This is a genomic window from Enterobacter sp. 168J2 (assembly GCF_034107265.1).
Lineage (GTDB): Bacteria > Pseudomonadota > Gammaproteobacteria > Enterobacterales > Enterobacteriaceae > Enterobacter > Enterobacter nematophilus.
Genome location: NZ_JAWNEB010000005.1, coordinates 270046 through 287349, shown reverse-complemented (window position 1 = coordinate 287349; position 17304 = coordinate 270046). Strand labels below are relative to the sequence as shown.

General features: G+C 58.9%; 16 protein-coding genes. 10 read left to right on the top strand and 6 right to left on the bottom strand.

Features of this window, described 5'->3' with window-relative positions; translation table 11 throughout:
* Positions 1–55 precede the first annotated feature (55 nt).
* Together ybbP and ybbA are read right to left on the bottom strand one after the other, a co-directional pair.
* Positions 56–2470 (bottom strand): putative ABC transporter permease subunit YbbP, encoded by a 2415-nt coding sequence (ybbP, locus tag USG84_RS15530; RefSeq protein WP_253540963.1) that lies wholly within the window; start codon positions 2468–2470, stop codon positions 56–58.
* Positions 2467–3153 carry a putative ABC transporter ATP-binding protein YbbA gene (ybbA, locus tag USG84_RS15525; RefSeq protein ID WP_151413927.1) on the bottom strand — a complete coding sequence of 229 codons (687 nt, stop codon included), beginning with the start codon at positions 3151–3153 and terminating at the stop codon, positions 2467–2469. The genes ybbP and ybbA overlap by 4 nt, the downstream gene beginning before the upstream one ends.
* Between ybbA and tesA the strand changes: the two genes are divergently transcribed.
* Genes tesA through USG84_RS15510 form a run of 3 tightly spaced genes read left to right on the top strand, consistent with a single transcriptional unit; the run spans position 3124 to position 5459 of the window.
* The gene (gene tesA, locus USG84_RS15520) at positions 3124–3747 is read left to right on the top strand and encodes a multifunctional acyl-CoA thioesterase I/protease I/lysophospholipase L1 (RefSeq protein ID WP_061098994.1); all 624 of its coding nucleotides are present in this window, start codon (positions 3124–3126) and stop codon (positions 3745–3747) included. The two genes, ybbA and tesA, sit on opposite strands and share 30 nt — an antisense overlap.
* Positions 3737–4546: an SDR family oxidoreductase gene (locus USG84_RS15515; RefSeq protein ID WP_151413928.1), complete on the top strand. Its 810-nt coding sequence runs from the start codon at positions 3737–3739 to the stop codon at positions 4544–4546. Before tesA ends, USG84_RS15515 begins: the two co-directional genes overlap by 11 nt.
* Before the next feature lie 58 nt (positions 4547–4604).
* On the top strand, positions 4605–5459 hold the full coding sequence (locus tag USG84_RS15510; protein WP_151413929.1) for a co-chaperone YbbN: 855 nt from the start codon (positions 4605–4607) through the stop codon (positions 5457–5459).
* Between the two features lie 50 nt (positions 5460–5509).
* Here the strand turns inward: USG84_RS15510 and fetB are convergent, their stop codons facing one another.
* Together fetB and fetA are read right to left on the bottom strand one after the other, a co-directional pair.
* Positions 5510–6292, bottom strand: coding sequence for an iron efflux ABC transporter permease subunit FetB (fetB, locus tag USG84_RS15505; RefSeq protein WP_061098997.1), 783 nt, complete (start codon positions 6290–6292; stop codon positions 5510–5512).
* Positions 6285–6956 carry an iron efflux ABC transporter ATP-binding subunit FetA gene (fetA, locus tag USG84_RS15500; protein WP_151413930.1) on the bottom strand — a complete coding sequence of 224 codons (672 nt, stop codon included), beginning with the start codon at positions 6954–6956 and terminating at the stop codon, positions 6285–6287. The genes fetB and fetA overlap by 8 nt, the downstream gene beginning before the upstream one ends.
* A gap of 246 nt (positions 6957–7202) precedes the next feature.
* Between fetA and USG84_RS15495 the strand changes: the two genes are divergently transcribed.
* From USG84_RS15495 to USG84_RS15485, 3 genes are all read left to right on the top strand, one after another.
* A complete protein-coding gene (locus tag USG84_RS15495) occupies positions 7203–8060 on the top strand; it encodes a hypothetical protein (protein WP_061098999.1) in 858 nt (285 codons plus the stop codon).
* A 110-nt stretch (positions 8061–8170) separates the two neighbouring features.
* Positions 8171–9085, top strand: coding sequence for an SPFH domain-containing protein (locus USG84_RS15490; RefSeq protein ID WP_061099000.1), 915 nt, complete (start codon positions 8171–8173; stop codon positions 9083–9085).
* On the top strand, positions 9082–9534 hold the full coding sequence (locus tag USG84_RS15485) for an NfeD family protein (RefSeq protein ID WP_061099001.1): 453 nt from the start codon (positions 9082–9084) through the stop codon (positions 9532–9534). Before USG84_RS15490 ends, USG84_RS15485 begins: the two co-directional genes overlap by 4 nt.
* Here the strand turns inward: USG84_RS15485 and cueR are convergent.
* Positions 9531–9941, bottom strand: coding sequence for a Cu(I)-responsive transcriptional regulator (gene cueR, locus USG84_RS15480; protein ID WP_028012206.1), 411 nt, complete (start codon positions 9939–9941; stop codon positions 9531–9533). The genes USG84_RS15485 and cueR overlap by 4 nt on opposite strands.
* A 108-nt stretch (positions 9942–10049) precedes the next feature.
* On the opposite strand from cueR, the gene copA reads away from it, so the two are divergent.
* The 3 genes from copA to ybaK all read left to right on the top strand — a co-directional run bounded on the left by copA (position 10050) and on the right by ybaK (position 14071).
* A complete protein-coding gene (copA, locus tag USG84_RS15475; RefSeq protein ID WP_253540960.1) occupies positions 10050–12548 on the top strand; it encodes a copper-exporting P-type ATPase CopA in 2499 nt (832 codons plus the stop codon).
* Between the two features lie 50 nt (positions 12549–12598).
* Positions 12599–13393, top strand: coding sequence for a TraB/GumN family protein (locus tag USG84_RS15470; RefSeq protein ID WP_253540959.1), 795 nt, complete (start codon positions 12599–12601; stop codon positions 13391–13393).
* Between the two features lie 198 nt (positions 13394–13591).
* Complete coding sequence (ybaK, locus tag USG84_RS15465; RefSeq protein ID WP_021241623.1) at positions 13592–14071, top strand: Cys-tRNA(Pro)/Cys-tRNA(Cys) deacylase YbaK; 480 nt, start codon at positions 13592–13594, stop codon at positions 14069–14071.
* A gap of 121 nt (positions 14072–14192) precedes the next feature.
* On the opposite strand, the gene ushA is transcribed toward ybaK, so the two are convergent.
* Positions 14193–15845, bottom strand: coding sequence for a bifunctional UDP-sugar hydrolase/5'-nucleotidase UshA (gene ushA, locus USG84_RS15460; protein WP_253540958.1), 1653 nt, complete (start codon positions 15843–15845; stop codon positions 14193–14195).
* Positions 15846–16014: 169 nt separating this feature from the next.
* On the opposite strand from ushA, the gene USG84_RS15455 reads away from it, so the two are divergent.
* A complete protein-coding gene (locus tag USG84_RS15455) occupies positions 16015–17235 on the top strand; it encodes an MFS transporter (protein WP_253540957.1) in 1221 nt (406 codons plus the stop codon).
* The last annotated feature ends 69 nt before the right edge of the window (positions 17236–17304 follow it).

Here is a 17304-nt window from a genome sequence, read left to right as displayed (position 1 = left end):
ATTTAAGCATTACGCACCGGCATAAAAACCGGTGCGTAATTATTACCATACTAAATCAATTCACAAACTGCCGGAACAGGGCCTTGCCCTTTAACAACCGCGCACCGAGCCAGCCCCCGCAGAGGGAGAGCAGTACCGCGCCGCAGAGAGGAAGTATCAGCCAGAGACGCCAGTCAGGCTCCCACGGGAAGTCGAAGACCTTCGTCTGCAGCACCGCCAGCGCCGTCTCAGCGCCAATCGCCGCGACCAGACCCGCCACCAGCCCTAGCAGCGCAAACTCGCTCCAGAGCGTCATGCGCAGCAGGCGCTTGCCCGCCCCGAGCGTGCGGTAGACTATCAGCTCCTGATGACGCTGGCGCATGCCCACCTGCACCTGAGCCAGCAGCAACAGCACGCCGCAGATTGTCACCAGCACTACCATCACCTCCAGCGCGCGGCTCACCTGCTCCAGCACCTGCCCCACCTGTTTCAGGATCGCGCCAATATCCAGCAGGCTGACCGTCGGGAATTCCCGGTTAAGCTGGGTCAGCATGCCGTTGCCGTTTTCCCAGCGGAAGCTGGTCAGCCAGCTCTGCGGCTGTCCGTCCAGCGCGCCCGGCGGGAAAATAAAGAAGAAATTCGGCCGCAGGCTTTCCCAGTCCACTTTACGCAGGCTGGTGACTTTGGCGGTAAAATCCTGAGTATCGCCGGTGAAGGTCACGCTGTCCCCGAGCTTCACGTTCAGGCGCGTCGCCAGCCCCTCCTCCATCGACACCTCCCCCGCTTTCGGCGGCCAGGTCCCGGCGGTAATCGGGTTGTGATCCGGGCGCTTCTCCTGCCAGGTCAGGTTGAGCTCGCGGTTAAGCGACTCGTCCTTGCTCCCCTCGGTTGACTGGCCGTTGATCTGCGTCAGACGCGCGCGGACGATGGGGTAGAACGACTCGGGGATAATATGATGCTCCGACAGGAAGCCCTTCAGGGGCGCGACCTGTTCCGGCGCGATGTTGATCAGGAAATAGTTCGGGCTTTCCGGAGGAAGCTGCTGCTGCCAGCGATCCAGCAGATCCCCGCGCAACACGAGAAGCAGCGCCAGCAGCATAAACGACAGCGAAAAGGCCGACAGCTGGCTGAGCGTTGACCAGGGCTGATGCAGCAGGCGGTTGACCGCCAGCCGCACGGGCAGGGATTTTACCGTCAGCCTTTTCAGGACGTTGAGCAGTATCCAGCCCAGCACGCCGCACAGCAGCGCCAGCACCACCGCCCCGGCCAGCACGGCCCACAGCAGCGTGCTGCCCCCCATCAGCCAGGCCAGCAGCCCGACCGCAACAGCAATAATTACCGGAAGATAGAACTTCAGCGGCCAGACGTTCGCCACTACATCGTTGCGCAGCACGCGCAGCGGCTGCGTCGCGAGCAGCAGCCGGTACGGACGCAGCCCCACCAGCACCGAGATCACCGTCATCGCACCTATCGCCCACAGCCACGGCCAGAGGCTTGCCGGGGGCAAGGCGGCTGGCAGCACAGGTTTCAGCATCACCATCAGCAGCTTTTCAAACAGCAGCCCTATTATTCCGCCAGTCAGCGCAGAGAGGACCAGCAGCATCAGCCACTGGCCGACAATCAGCCTGCGCAGCTGCGCCCGCCCCGCGCCGAGGGTTTTAAGGATCGCTACCAGGTCGTAGCGGCTGCGGCAGTAGTGTCCCATCGCCACGGCAACCGCCGCCACCGCCAGCAGCAGGGTCAACAATGCCGACAGCAGCAGGAACTGTTGAGAACGCTCCAGGGATTTACCGAGCGCCCCTTCGTCCTGCTCCAGTCCGTACCAGCGGTGCTCCGGCTTGAGCTGCGGCAGAAGCCATTTTTCATACGCCTCCAGCTGGGCAGGCGTGCCGCCAAACTTGTAGCGCCAGGTCACGCGGCTTCCCGGCTGGACGGCATGGGTTGCCGGAACATCGGCGGTGTTCATCAGCAGGCGCGGCGCAAGCTGGAACGGGTTAAAGCCGGAGTCGGGCTCCTGCACCACTTCCCCGGCGATTTTCAGCGTCGCGTCGCCCACGTCGATACTGTCGCCGGGCTTCAGGTTGAGAAGCGCCATCAGGCGCGATGCCAGCAGCACCGTACCGGGCGTCGGCTTTAGCCCCGGCGGGCTGGTTTGTAATTCACCGTACATCGGGTAGATGTCGTCCACGGCCTTGACGCTGGCGAGCTGCGGGGTGTCCCCCGCGAAGGTCATGGTCTGGAAGGTGATTTGCTCCCCCACCTTCAGCCCCTCTTTGCGCGCTTCCTCAATCCAGCCAGGCGGAACAGGACGCGAGCTTTGCAGCGCCCGGTCCCCGGCCATAAATTCGCGGCTCTGCTGGCTAAGCCCTTTTTCCATGCGGTCGCTGACGCTGCCGAGTGCCAGCACGCAGGCCACCGCCAGGCTTAACGCCAGCCAGACAATCAGCAGCGAGGGCGAGCGCCACTCGCGCCAGAACCAGCGGGCGATCATGCTTCCTCCTGAAGGATACCGTTCACCAGCCGCAGGCGGCGGTCGCAGCGGGCGGCGAGCTGCGGATCGTGGGTAACGAGGATCAGCGTGGTGCCATGTTCGCGGTTCAGCGAAAACAGCAGGTCAGCAATTTTGTCGCCGGTTTTACGGTCAAGGTTGCCGGTGGGCTCATCGGCAAACAGCACTTCCGGGCGGCCGTTAAAGGCGCGCGCCAGCGCCACGCGCTGCTGCTCGCCGCCGGAAAGCTGTGCGGGAAGATGGTCGAGGCGCTTGCCCAGGCCGAGCTGTTCCAGCAGCGCCTTCGCATGCTCGCGGCTTTCGCGGCTCTTTTCGCCGCGCAGCAGCGCCGGGAGCTCAACGTTTTCCAGCGCGTTCAGCGTCGGGATCAGCATAAAGGACTGAAAGACAAAACCGATGTGGCGCGCGCGCAGCGCGGCCCGCGCCTCTTCATCAAGCTGGTGCAGCGGCTGCCCGACAAGGTGGACTTCCCCACTGCTGCCGTCGTCCAGACCGGCCAGAATCGCCAGCAGCGTAGACTTGCCGGAACCGGATTCGCCAATCAGCGCGATGGTTTCGGCGCGTTTGACAACGAGTTCAACTCCGGTAAGGATTGAAAGCTCCTGCTCCCCCTGACCGACGGACTTCTTAAGACGATGAACTTCAACACTGTTTTCCGCTGGCATTTGCCCTTCCTGTTTTTGATGCTGATGACCTTCCGCGCGGCGGCAGCGGACACGTTACTGATTCTTGGCGACAGCCTGAGCGCGGGCTACCGCATGGCGGCCAGCGCGGCCTGGCCGGCTCTGCTCAACGACAAATGGCAAAGCAAGACGACCGTTGTCAACGGCAGCATCAGCGGCGATACCTCGCAGCAGGGGCTGTCGCGCCTGCCTGCGCTTCTCAAGCAGCATCAGCCGCGCTGGGTGCTGGTTGAGCTTGGCGGTAATGACGGCCTGCGCGGCTTCCAGCCTCAGCAAACCGAGCAAACGCTGCGCACCATTTTGCAGGACATCAAGGCGGCAAACGCCCAGCCGCTGCTGATGCAAATTCGCCTGCCCGCCAACTACGGTCGTCGGTATAATGAGGCCTTTAGCGCGATCTACCCTAAGCTTGCCAAAGAGTTTGATATTCCGCTCCTGCCATTTTTCATGGAAGAGGTCTATCTCAAACCCCAGTGGATGCAGGACGACGGTATCCACCCCAATCGCGATGCGCAGCCGTTTATTGCCGACTGGATGGCAACGCGGCTGGCTCCTTTAGTTAAACATGACTCGTAATTCAGCGGAGTTCCTGACAGGTAAAGTTATGCAAAAATCGGTCTTAATTACAGGGTGTTCCAGCGGAATCGGCCTTGAAAGCGCGCTCGAACTCAAGCGCCAGGGATTTCGGGTGCTGGCAGCCTGCCGCAAGCCTGACGATGTCGAGCGCATGAACGGGCTGGGCTTCACCGGCGTTCAGTTGGATATGGACTCGCCGGAAAGCGTTGAACGCGCCGCCGACGAGGTGATAGCCCTGACCGACAATCGTCTGTACGGGCTCTTTAATAATGCCGGTTACGGCGTGTATGGCCCGCTGGATACGCTCTCGCGCGAAACGCTAGAGAAGCAGTTTTCGACCAATTTCTTCGGCGTCCATCAGCTCACCATGCGGCTCCTTCCGGCCATGCTGCCGCACGGCGAAGGGCGCATCGTGATGACATCGTCAGTGATGGGGCTGATTTCCACCCCGGGGCGCGGCGCCTACGCGGCCAGTAAATATGCGCTGGAAGCCTGGTCCGACGCCCTGCGCATGGAGTTGCGCCACAGCGGCATTAAGGTGAGCCTGATTGAGCCCGGCCCGATCCGCACCCGCTTTACCGAAAACGTTAACCAGACCCAGGCGGACAAGCCGGTCGAAAACCCCGGCATTGCCGCACGCTTTACCCTCGGGCCAGAGGCGGTGGTTGCCAAAGTGCGCCATGCTTTTGAGAGCGAGCATCCCAAAATGCGCTATCCGGTGACGCTGGTCACCCATGCCGTCGGCTGGCTAAAGCGCCTGCTGCCGGGCAGGATAATGGACAAAATTTTGCACGGCTGAGTTGAAGCGACGACGCTCATCCCCATGTAAAGAGTAAACCGACAAAAGAGAAAGCCGCATGTCCGTACAGAATATCGTCAATATTACAGAAGCAAACCTGCAGCAGGTCCTCGAACAGTCGATGGCTAAACCGGTGCTGTTCTACTTCTGGTCTGAGCGCAGCCAGCACTGTCTGCAGCTGACGCCGGTGCTGGAAAGCCTTGCCGCGCAGTACAACGGTCAGTTCATTCTCGCTAAGCTGGACTGTGACGCCGAGCCGATGGTCGCGTCGCAGTTTGGTCTGCGCGCCATTCCAACCGTCTATCTGTTCCAGAACGGCCAGCCTGTTGATGGCTTCCAGGGGCCCCAGCCGGAAGAGGCGATTCGCGCCCTGCTGGATAAAGTGCTGCCGCGCGAAGAAGAGCTGAAGGCGCAGGAAGGCATGGCGCTGATGCAGGAAGGCAAATACGACGAGGCGCTGCCGCTGCTTAAAGAGGCGTGGCAGCTGTCGAACCAGAACAGCCAGATCGGCCTGCTGCTGGCGGAAACGCAGATCGCCCTGCACCGCTCAGAAGACGCGGAAGCCGTGCTCAAGACGGTTCCAATGCAGGATCAGGACACCCGCTATCAGGGGCTGGTGGCGCAGATTGAGCTGCTGAAGCAGGCGGCGGACACCCCGGAAATTCAGCAGCTGCAGCAGCAGGTGGCCGACAACCCGGCGGATGCCGCGCTGGCAAGCCAGCTGGCGCTGCAGCTGCATCAGGTGGGGCGTAACGAAGAGGCGCTGGAGCTGCTGTTCAGCCACCTGCAGAAAGATCTGGCTGCCGCAGACGGCCAGGCGCGCAAGATGTTCCAGGAGATCCTGGCCGCGCTGGGCACCGGAGACGCGCTGGCGTCGAAGTATCGTCGTCAGCTGTACGCGCTGCTCTACTAACAAAAAAATGCCCGGTGGCGCTAACGCCTACCGGGCCTACACAAACAGGCTTAATCCGCTTTTTTTAGCTGTGTCACCACCAGCTGGTGGCGCGCGTTGTAGAACTTCCGATAGGTCAGGTAGCAGGCAATGATGGTTGACAGGCTCGCCGTGGAAAGCAGCATAAACGTCACCATGATCTGATACTTAATCGCTTTTACCGGATCGATACCGGCAAAAATCAGCCCCGACATCATGCCAGGCAGGCTCACCAGCCCCACCGTTTTGGCAGAATCCACGGTCGGGATCAGCGATGAACGAATGCTCTCACGAATCAGCCGCGCTGAAGCCACTTTTGGCGTCGCCCCCAGGCTTAACTTCTCCTGCAGCTGCTGCTGTTCGCTGCTGAAACGCTGGCCGAGGTTGTTGTAGCACAGGCCAACGGCCACCATGGCGTTCCCCGCAATCATCCCGGAGATAGGGATCACCTGCATCGGCGTAAACTCAATCGAGCCGGAGAGCACCAGCACCGCCAGGGTGAGCGCCGTCCCGGTGGTAATCGCGATAAACGACGAGATAAACGCCTTATCAATATATTTACTGCGCTTCTGCGCGTTCCACGCCGCGTTAAAGCAGATAAAGAGCACCATCAGCAGCGTCAGCACCGCGTGGTTGACGTTGAAAATATACTTCAGCACATAGCCGACGATGATGAGCTGAACCACCGCGCGGCAGATGCTCCAGACAATATCTTTTTCCAGCCCCAGCTTTTCCCGGTAGCTGACGACGATAGCAATCAGCACCAGCACCATCGAAAACGCCAGAGATTCATTGGTAATATTATGCTCACCCACGGTTGGCCTCCTGCATTTTCCCGCCGTGCGGCTGGAGCGTAATCACGTCATCCGCATGGGTAATTTCGTTTGAGTCGTGCGTCACCCACAGCACGGCAATGTTCTGCTCGCGGGCGTAACGATGAATAATCTCGTTGACGTTGCGTTTGTTGGCCTCATCGAGCGCGCTGGTAATCTCATCCAGCAGCAATACCTTCGGTAAGAACTGCAGATTACGGATCAGCGAGACGCGCTGCTTTTCTCCGCCCGAGAGCTCATGGATGGATTTGGTCAGCGTCTCCTTCGCCAGGCCAAAACGGAGCAGATCGTCGATGAATTTTTCCGGCTCCGGCGTTTTATTGCGGATTTGCCACGGAAAAATCAGGTTATCAAAAACCGTGTCGCCAAAAAGTACTGGCGTTTGTACGCAATAAGAGACCTGCTGGCGATAGCTTTCCGGGGAAAGGGCCGCAATATCCTGCCCTTCAAACAGAATGGTACCTTCCGTTGGGCTCAGCAGTGAGGCCACAATCTTCAGTAAGGTGCTTTTACCGCAGCCTGACGGCCCCGTTATCAGCTTGAACTCACCGGGAGAAAGGTTAAACCCGACGTGCTGAAGGATGGTGTTATTCGCAACACGAAAGCCAACGTCCTTTATCTGCAAAACTGCATTTTCGTTGTTCATATTTTTTCCAGTAACCCCTGAGCGCTATTAGCATAATCCGTGCCGCACGTTCGTCACAACGCGTTTTAGCGCCCCCCTTCGCCATAAAGACTTCCGATTGTGTTTACCGTGCATTCATTAGACATGCTTTACACTTTCGCTTTACAGTTTACGCCGTGACCTTAGCGACACTTCCGCATCCCTGGTTTAGAACATTCGTTAAAGTGGTGTTAAGCTCTGCCCGCAACACAATAAGGAAGTACAAGAATGTCTAATATTCACACTTTTTATGAGTTTTCTGAACTTGAACCCGGCGTGAAAACCATCGATCAGCTTCTTGCCGCCATCGCTTCAGAATCCGTTACGGCTTATGTGTTCGGGGGAGAACTTGTCCGCTTCGTTAAGGGCCTGCTGAAGATGAAGCCGGTCATTCAGCTGAAGAATTGCCGCTTTGCGTTTGACAACGGCACTCGCTTCGTTGAAATCGACGGCAGAGGGAATGTCAAAGAGTTCGAGCCGGGCAAGGTTCCGGCCTGGTTCCAGTCTCCCGGTGAGTTTGCCCGCGGCCAGTGGCTGGTCAACCATGATTTTGCTGACCTGATGACGCCGGAATTTATCCGCGCGTTTATCGAACGCTTCCCGGACGTAGGCAAACGACGCGAACACGCGAACCTGCTGTTCGATCTGCAGCTCAATAAGCTGGCGCCCGCGCAGCCCGCGGCTAAAAAGACAGGCAACGTTCAGGGCAAAACCACCAAACCCAAAGTCACCGATCTGCAGTCTTTCGAACTCTTCAGCCAGTTTTATGCGCGCATGAAAACGGCAGTCTGTGCGGACCAGTTCCCGACGCTGCAAATTCTGACGGGACACGACGCCGTCAACGACGCGCCTACCTCTCTGAAGGGCGCGGTACGCACCTGGTTCAAAGGGATCACCGGTCAGCTTCCGCCGAACAACAAGCGCGTGGGCGCGGGCAATGCGGAACTGTTCTGCGCGCCGATCCGCGAGCAGCTGCACCAGGTCGAAGAGATTGGGCTGGAGACCTTCTATCACGGCCTGTCGAAAGCCATCGCCGATGCGGGTGACGATGCGCTGATCGCTGACTTTACCTACAGCTACCACTAACGCTCTGCCCCGCCCGTCGGACGGGGCGAATTTTAGCCCATTAGCCGATATACTTACGACTAGCAAACACGCGCTTTTTCTCATCAAAGCATGCAAAACAGGAGGTTTTTATGCTCATCGTTGTTCCCGTCCTTATATTCGTCGCGCTGGTTATCGTGGGCGCAGGCGTCAAAATTGTCCCGCAGGGCTATCAGTGGACCGTAGAGCGCTTCGGCCGCTATACCAACACGCTGCAGCCCGGCTTAAGCCTGATTATCCCGTTCATGGACAGAATTGGTCGCAAGATCAACATGATGGAACAAGTGCTGGATATCCCCTCTCAGGAGGTGATCTCCAAAGATAACGCCAACGTTACCATTGATGCCGTCTGCTTTATTCAGGTGATTGATGCGCCGAAAGCGGCCTATGAGGTGAGCAACCTGGAGCTGGCGATCGTCAACCTGACGATGACCAACATCCGTACCGTACTCGGCTCGATGGAGCTGGACGAGATGCTCTCCCAGCGCGACAGCATCAATACCCGCCTGCTGCACATTGTTGACGAGGCAACGAACCCGTGGGGGATCAAAGTCACCCGTATCGAGATCCGCGACGTGCGCCCGCCGGCAGAGCTGATCGCCTCCATGAACGCGCAGATGAAGGCCGAGCGTACCAAGCGTGCCTATATTCTGGAAGCCGAAGGGGTCCGCCAGGCGGAGATCCTCAAAGCGGAAGGGGAAAAACAGTCGCAGATCCTGAAAGCCGAAGGCGACCGTCAGTCCGCGTTCTTACAGGCGGAAGCGCGTGAACGCTCTGCAGAAGCGGAAGCCCGCGCGACGCAGATGGTCTCCGAGGCGATTGCCGCCGGTGATATCCAGGCCGTGAACTACTTCGTGGCGCAAAAATATACCGATGCGCTGAAAGAGATCGGCTCCGCGAACAACAGCAAAGTGGTGATGATGCCGCTGGACGCCAGCAGCCTGATGGGCTCTATCGCAGGGATCGCCGAACTGATCAAAGACAGCGGAAACGAGCGTAAAAAATGATTGAGCTGATCGTTGCACATCCTCATGCCTTCTGGCTAAGCCTCGGTGGCTTGTTGCTGGCGGCGGAGATGCTTGGCGGCAACGGCTACCTGCTCTGGAGCGGTGTTGCCGCTGTCATTACGGGCCTGCTGGTCTGGATCCTTCCTCTGGACTGGGCGTGGCAGGGCGCGCTGTTTGCCGTGCTGACGCTGGTTGCCGCCTGGCTGTGGTGGCGCTGGCTTAACCGCCAGGTCAAAGAGCAGAAACCGCTGGACGCGCATCTCAACCAGCGCGGACAGCAGATTGTCGGCAAGCGCTTTACGCTCGACGCCGCGCTGGTGAACGGGCGCGGGCACATGCGCGTGGGCGACAGCTCGTGGCCGGTGGTGGCCGACGAAGACCTCAATGCCGGCACGCAGGTTGAGGTCATTGCGGTGGAAGGGATTACGCTGCGGGTAAAAGCCTGCTAGACGTGGGTTTTACGATGGCAGCAGCCGGCAAGATTATCAATAATCGGGCAGTCGGCGCTGTCATCACCCGGGCAGGATTCTGCCAGCTGCAGCAGCTGTTCGCGCATCGCCTGTAGCTCAATGATGTGGCGCTCGATCTCCGCCACTTTTTCCAGCGTGCGTTTTTTCACGTCGGCGCTGTGGCGCTTCGGATCGTTAAACAGGTTAACCAGCTCGCCGCACTCTTCCAGGTTAAACCCCACCTGTCTTGCCTGGCGCAGCAGCGTCAGCTCGTCGAGATGCAGCTGCGTGTAGCTGCGGTAGCCGTTTTCACTGCGCAGCGGCGGCGTCACCAGCCCCTTCTCTTCATAAAAGCGGATTGCCTTGCTGGTTAAGCCGGTTTTTTTGGCCACGTCACTGATATTCACATTACCCCCTTGACCTTCCCCTTGATGGAAGGTTTAACCTTCATAACAGTTAGCGAAAAGCGTTACTCCGGTCAACAACTGACCAATATATTATACGGGAGTTTTGTTATGTCTCACACTATCGACCTGACGCTGGACGGCCTCTCCTGCGGCCACTGCGTCAAACGCGTTAAAGAAAGCCTGGAACAGCGTCCTGATGTTGAAAGCGCTGAAGTGACTATCGACCATGCCGCCGTGACCGGCAGCGCCAGCGCGGACGCGCTGATTGATACCATTAAACAGGCCGGTTATGGGGCGGAGTTAAGCCACCCAAAGGCTAACCCGCTGGCAGAGTCATCATCCCCGTCGGAAGCGCTGACAGCGGCCACCCCTGAGCTTCCGGCAGCGGATGATATTGATGACAGCCAACAGCTGCTGATCAACGGCATGAGCTGCGCCAGCTGCGTCTCCCGCGTGCAGAACGCCCTGCAGGCGGTACCGGGCGTCGCACAGGCACGGGTCAACCTTGCGGAGCGTACTGCGCTGGTGATGGGCAGTGCCTCCGCCGCAGATTTAGTGCAGGCCGTGGAAAAAGCGGGCTACGGGGCGGAGGCCATCGAAGATGACGCCGAACGCCGCGAGCGCCAGCAGGAAACGGCTATTGCCACAATGAAGCGCTTCCGCTGGCAGGCGATTGTCGCCCTGCTGGTCGGTATTCCGGTGATGGTGTGGGGCATGATGGGTGACAACATGATGGTCACCGCAGACAACCGCACGCTGTGGCTGGTGATTGGTCTGATTACCCTTGCGGTCATGGTCTTTGCAGGCGGGCATTTTTATACCAGCGCCTGGAAGAGCCTGAAAAACCGCACGGCGACGATGGATACGCTGGTTGCGCTCGGTACCGGCGCGGCGTGGCTGTACTCCATGAGCGTGAACGTCTGGCCCCAGTGGTTCCCGATGGAAGCCCGCCATCTCTATTATGAAGCCAGCGCGATGATTATCGGCCTGATTAACCTGGGCCACATGCTGGAAGCGCGCGCCCGTCAGCGCTCCTCGAAAGCGCTGGAACGCTTGCTCGATTTAACCCCGCCGACGGCCCGCGTGGTCACGGACGACGGGGAGAAAAGCGTCCCGCTGGCGGAGGTGCAGCCGGGCATGACGCTGCGCCTGACCACCGGCGACCGGGTGCCCGTCGACGGTGAAATCACCCAGGGCGACGCCTGGCTGGATGAAGCGATGCTGACCGGGGAGCCGATCCCCCAGCAGAAATCCCAGGGCGACGCGGTGCATGCCGGTACGGTAGTGCAGGACGGCAGCGTGCTGTTTACTGCCAGCGCCGTCGGCAGCCATACCACGCTGTCGCGCATTATCCGCATGGTGCGCCAGGCCCAAAGCAGCAAGCCGGAGATTGGCCAGCTTGCTGACAAAATCTCGGCCATTTTTGTGCCGGTGGTGGTCGGCATTGCCCTGCTGAGCGCGGCGATCTGGTATTTCTTCGGCCCGGCACCGCAGATTGTCTACACACTGGTGATCGCCACCACGGTGCTGATCATCGCCTGTCCGTGCGCGCTTGGCCTGGCAACGCCGATGTCGATTATCTCCGGCGTGGGCCGCGCCGCCGAGTTTGGCGTGCTGGTCCGTGATGCGGATGCCCTGCAGCGAGCGAGCACGCTGGATACGATTGTCTTTGATAAAACCGGTACGCTGACCGAGGGCAAACCGCAGGTTGTGGCCGTGAGCACCGCTGGCATTGCGGAAGAGGACGCGCTGCGCCTTGCCGCCGCGCTGGAGCAGGGTTCCAGCCACCCGCTGGCCCGGGCCATTCTCGATAAAGCGGGCGATGCAGTCCTGCCGCAGGTCAGCAATTTCCGCACCCTGCGCGGGCTCGGCGTCAGCGGTGAAGCCGACGGCCACGCGCTGCTGCTGGGTAACCAGGCGCTGCTGAATGAAAACGGTGTTGATACGTCCGCGCTGGAAGATGAGCTGAAAGCACAGGCGTCTCAGGGCGCCACCCCGGTTCTGCTGGCGGTGGATGGCAAAGCCGCCGCGCTGCTGGCCGTGCGCGATCCGCTTCGCCAGGACAGCGTGGATGCCTTACAGCGCCTGCACCGCGCGGGCTATCGCCTGGTGATGCTGACCGGGGATAACCCGACCACCGCCAACGCCATCGCGAAAGAGGCCGGTATTGATGAGGTGATTGCGGGCGTGCTGCCGGACGGCAAAGCGGACGCCATCAGGAACCTGCAAAATGAAGGTCGCCAGGTGGCGATGGTAGGCGACGGCATCAACGACGCCCCGGCGCTGGCCCAGGCGGACGTGGGGATCGCCATGGGCGGCGGGAGCGATGTCGCCATTGAAACCGCCGCCATTACGCTGATGCGCCACAGCCTGATGGGCGTTGCCGACGCGCTGGCCATTTCTAAAGCCACGTTGCGCAACATGAAGCAGAACCTGCTGGGGGCGTTCGTCTATAACTCGCTCGGTATTCCGGTTGCTGCCGGCATTTTGTGGCCGCTGACCGGCACCCTGCTGAACCCGGTGGTTGCGGGTGCGGCGATGGCGCTCTCCTCCATTACCGTGGTGAGCAACGCCAACCGTCTGCTGCGGTTTAAACCGAAGGATTGAACCTTGTTCTCGTACGCGCTAGCATGACCCTTTCCGGTCATGGAGCGCGTATGAGTCTGTTTAATCGTATAAAAGCATCGTTTCGCGCCCTCTTCCCCCGCCGCTATGACTGGCCCGGCCTGGATATCTCCCTTCCCGGCGGGCAACATCTTCATCTGGTCGGCAGCATCCATATGGGCACACAGGGAATGTCTCCCCTGCCACCCGGCCTGATAAAACGCCTGAAGCGCGCCGACGCGCTGGTCGTCGAGGCGGACATTTCCGGCCACGAGTCGCCGTTTGCCGGGCTTGAAAGCGCTCTCCCTCTGGCGGAGCGCCTGAACGACGACCAGCTCGAGGAACTGACGCGCGTGGCGGCAGAAACCGGCGTGTCGCTCTCCATGATTGACACCCTGCCGCTGTGGCAAATTGCGATGGTGCTGCAGGCCACGCAGGCGCAGCGTCTGGGTTTGCGCGGTGACTACGGCATTGATTACCAGTTGCTGAACGTGGCGCGGGCGCGCCGTATGCCCATCATCGAGCTGGAAGGGACGGACAGCCAGATTGCGCTCCTGCGCCAGCTTCCTGACGACGGTCTGATGCTGCTGGATGATACCCTGACCCACTGGCACACCAACGCGCGTCTGCTGCAAACCATGATTGGCTGGTGGCTGGATGCGCCGCCCGCGGACGGTAAGCTGGCGCTACCGTCGACGTTCAGTGAATCGCTTTATGATGTGCTGATGAATGCGCGCAACAAAGCCTGGCGAGAGACGCTGCATGCTTTACCTGCGGGGGAGTATGTGGTCGCGGTCGGGGCGCTGCATTTGTACGGCGAAGGGAATTTGCCGTCGCTGTTGAAATAAAAAAATGGCCAATATCTCTATTGGCCCGTCAAAGAGGAATTTCATCGTTTTTATTATACCGAAGTGACCTTCGGCTGAGCCGATTGTCGCTCAAAGTGACCATCACTGCCAACACTATTGCGCAAAATGGTGCTATTTTTTAGACAAACGTCAGGCGTATGCTGGCTGCATGAATTGTCTGTCGTAAGAAGGATAGCTATGACTCCCGCCGTTAAATTACTCGAAAAAAACAACATTTCTTTCCGGATCCATACCTACGATCACGATCCGAACGAAACCAACTTTGGTGATGAAGTGGTGCGCAAGCTGGGGCTGAATGCCGACCAGGTCTATAAAACGCTGCTGGTCGCGGTGAATGGCGATATGAAGCATCTCGCCGTGGCGGTAACGCCCGTTGCCGGACAGCTCGATCTCAAAAAAGTCGCGAAAGCGCTGGGGGCGAAAAAGGTGGATATGGCGGACCCGATGGTTGCGCAACGAACCACGGGCTATCTGGTGGGCGGAATCAGCCCGCTCGGACAGAAAAAACGCCTGCCGACGCTGATCGATGCGCCTTCGCAGGAATTTGAGACGATCTATATTTCGGGCGGTAAACGCGGACTGGATATTGAACTGGCCGCGGGCGATCTGGCGAAAATGCTTGACGCGAAATTCGCGGATATTGCGCGCCGGGATTGAATAAAAAGCCGGGTGGCGGCTGCGAGGTAAAAGCAAAACGGTAACAGGCGTTACCGTTTTTTGTGTTCGCGCCCTCTCCCGGTGGGAGAGGGTTGGGGTGAGGGCATCAGGCCGCACAATACTACTGCCAGCTCACCTCGCCCTTCGGCTCATAGGCATTCACGTCGATCGGCGAGTTCTGCTCGATGTACTGCTTCAGCACTTCCGCATCGATAAAGCCGGTGTTTACGTAGCCCGGTTTATTATCGATGTGCGGATAGCCGTCGCCGCCGGTGGCGTTAAAGCTCAACGTCGCCAGACGGTAGGTTTTCGCCGGATCGACCGGTTCGCCTTTGATTTTCAGATCGTTCAGCTTGCCGTCCTTCGCCACAAAGCTGACGTTGGCAAACTGCGGATAGGCACCCGAGTCCGGCTTCATCTGCGCCACGGCGGTCAGGTAGTCAACGACCTCTTTCCCGCTCATATCCGCATACACCACCACGTTGCCGAACGGCTGCACCTTCAGCACGTCTTTGTAGGTGATGTTTCCGCCTTCGATGGAGTCACGAATGCCGCCGCCGCTCATCACGCCGAAGTCCGCATTCGTGCGCGCCATCTGCGCCGCCAGCGCCAGATGTCCCATGTTGGTCTGCACGAAGCGGACTTTACTGCGGTCCCCTTCCAGACGACCGTTCAGCGTGCCGATTTTCACGTCCAGCTGCGCCTTGCCTTTATTCTGGAACGGCGTCAGCAGGGAGAGCATCTGCTGGTTTTCAGCGATCTCTGGCGTGTAAAGTACGCGCTCGCTTTTCCCGTCCGGGTAGGTCACTTTCTTCTTCAGGTTGACCGGGATGAGCTGATAGTGCACCAGCTTCATCTCGCCGTTACGGAACTCGAAATCCGCGCGGCCCACGTATTTACCCCACTCGTGGGCCTGCACAATCCAGATCCCGTTCTGACGGTCTGGCGCGCACGGCGTGCCCGGCACGTAGTCCACCTGCTTTTTGTTTTCGGACGCCATACACACCGGGTCCTGTGAGTGACCGCCCACAATCATTGCCAGCGAACCTGCCGGCAGGCTGCGCGCCATCTCCACGTCGCCGGGCGCATTGGAGCCGTGCTCGCCGTTGTCGTAGTGCCCCATATGGGTAGTGGCGATAATCACGTCCGGCTTTTCGTTCTGCTGCAGCTCCTGAATTACCAGCTTCGCTTCGTCTGCCGGTTTGCGGAATTCGATATCGGTGAAGAACTCAGGGTTACCGATTTTTGCCGTATCGTCGGTGGTTAAACCAATGACCGCGATTTTGAGATCCTGACGCTTAAACAGCGCCCACGGTTTAAACAGACGTTCGCCGGTGCTTTTCTGGTAAATATTGGCGGAGAGGAACGGGAATTTGGACCATTTCTCCTGCTGGCGCAGCACGCTCAGCGGGTTATCAAACTCGTGGTTTCCAACGGCCATCGCGTCGTAACCGATTAAATTCATGCCGCGGAAATCGGGTTCAGCGTCCTGTAGATCGGATTCCGGCACGCCGGTATTAATATCTCCGCCGGACAGCAGCAGCACGCTGCCGCCCTGGGCCGCCACCTCTTTGCGAATGCCGTCCACCAGCGTTTTTTGCGCCGACAGGCCATATTCGCCGTATTCGCTGCGCCAGAAATGACCGTGGTGATCGTTGGTATGCAGGATGGTGATTTTATAGGTTTTATCTTTTTCATACGCCTGCGCGGGCAGGCTTGCCAGGCCCCATGCGGCAATAAGCGCCAGCGCGACGCCCCGCTTCATTAACTTCATCTTCTCTCTCCCTGACCAATAGACAAAGGCAAAAATTACAGTGACTAACAAGAATAGACAAATAAGTTTTCAGAATTGCGACTTTCTTCAAATGTCGCAGGCGGGTATGTTAGTCGGATAATAATTACACCCTGCATCTCTAATAACTAAAGACGTGGTAATTCTCTCTATGGCAATCAGTGAATCAACCCAGCCCGCTCCGGGCGCGCCGGCGTCGTCGCCGGCATCGCGCACCTCTTTTAAAGTTTTAGGCGCAATCAGCCTCTCGCACCTGCTCAACGACATGATCCAGTCGTTGATTCTGGCAATCTACCCGCTGCTGCAGTCCGAGTTTTCCTTAACCTTCGTACAGATCGGGATGATCACCCTGACCTTCCAGCTGGCCTCGTCGCTGCTGCAGCCGGTGGTGGGCTACTGGACGGATAAATACCCGATGCCGTGGTCGCTGCCGATAGGCATGTGCTTTACCTTAAGCGGGCTGGTGCTGCTGGCCATGGCAGGCAGTTTTGAAGCGGTTCTGCTCGCCGCCGCGCTGGTAGGGACCGGCTCGTCCGTCTTCCATCCGGAGTCCTCACGCGTGGCGCGTATGGCCTCCGGCGGCCGTCACGGGCTGGCGCAGTCGCTCTTCCAGGTAGGGGGCAACTTCGGTAGCTCCCTCGGCCCGCTGCTGGCGGCGGTGATCATCGCTCCGTACGGCAAAGGCAACGTGGCCTGGTTTGTGCTGGCCGCCCTGCTCGCCATTGTCGTGCTGGCACAGATCAGCCGCTGGTACGCCGCCCAGCATCGCGTGAACAAAGGAAAACCTAAAGCAAATGTTATCAATCCCCTGCCCCGTAATAAGGTCATTCTTGCGGTCTCCGTGCTGCTGGTGCTGATTTTCTCGAAATACTTCTACATGGCGAGCATCAGCAGCTATTACACCTTTTATCTGATGCAAAAATTCGGATTATCGGTACAAAACGCGCAGTTCCATCTGTTTGCCTTCCTGTTCGCGGTCGCTGCCGGAACGGTCATTGGCGGGCCGGTGGGGGATAAGATTGGCCGTAAATATGTTATTTGGGGCTCAATCCTCGGCGTGGCGCCGTTTACCCTTATTTTGCCGTACGCAAGCCTGGAATGGACCGGGATTTTAACCGTGATAATTGGTTTTATCCTCGCCTCCGCGTTTTCCGCTATTCTGGTCTATGCTCAGGAGCTGCTGCCGGGCCGTATCGGAATGGTTTCCGGGCTCTTTTTCGGTTTCGCCTTCGGCATGGGTGGCCTTGGCGCGGCCGTATTAGGGATGGTTGCGGATCACACCAGCATCTTCCTGGTTTACAAAATCTGCGCTTTCCTGCCGCTTCTTGGGATGTTGACCATATTCCTGCCTGATAATCGTCATAAAGCGTGATTTACGGGTAGCTAAAGTTATGCTTTGGCTACCCTTTCCCCTTATGCCATAAGGGATTCCTCTTCATCC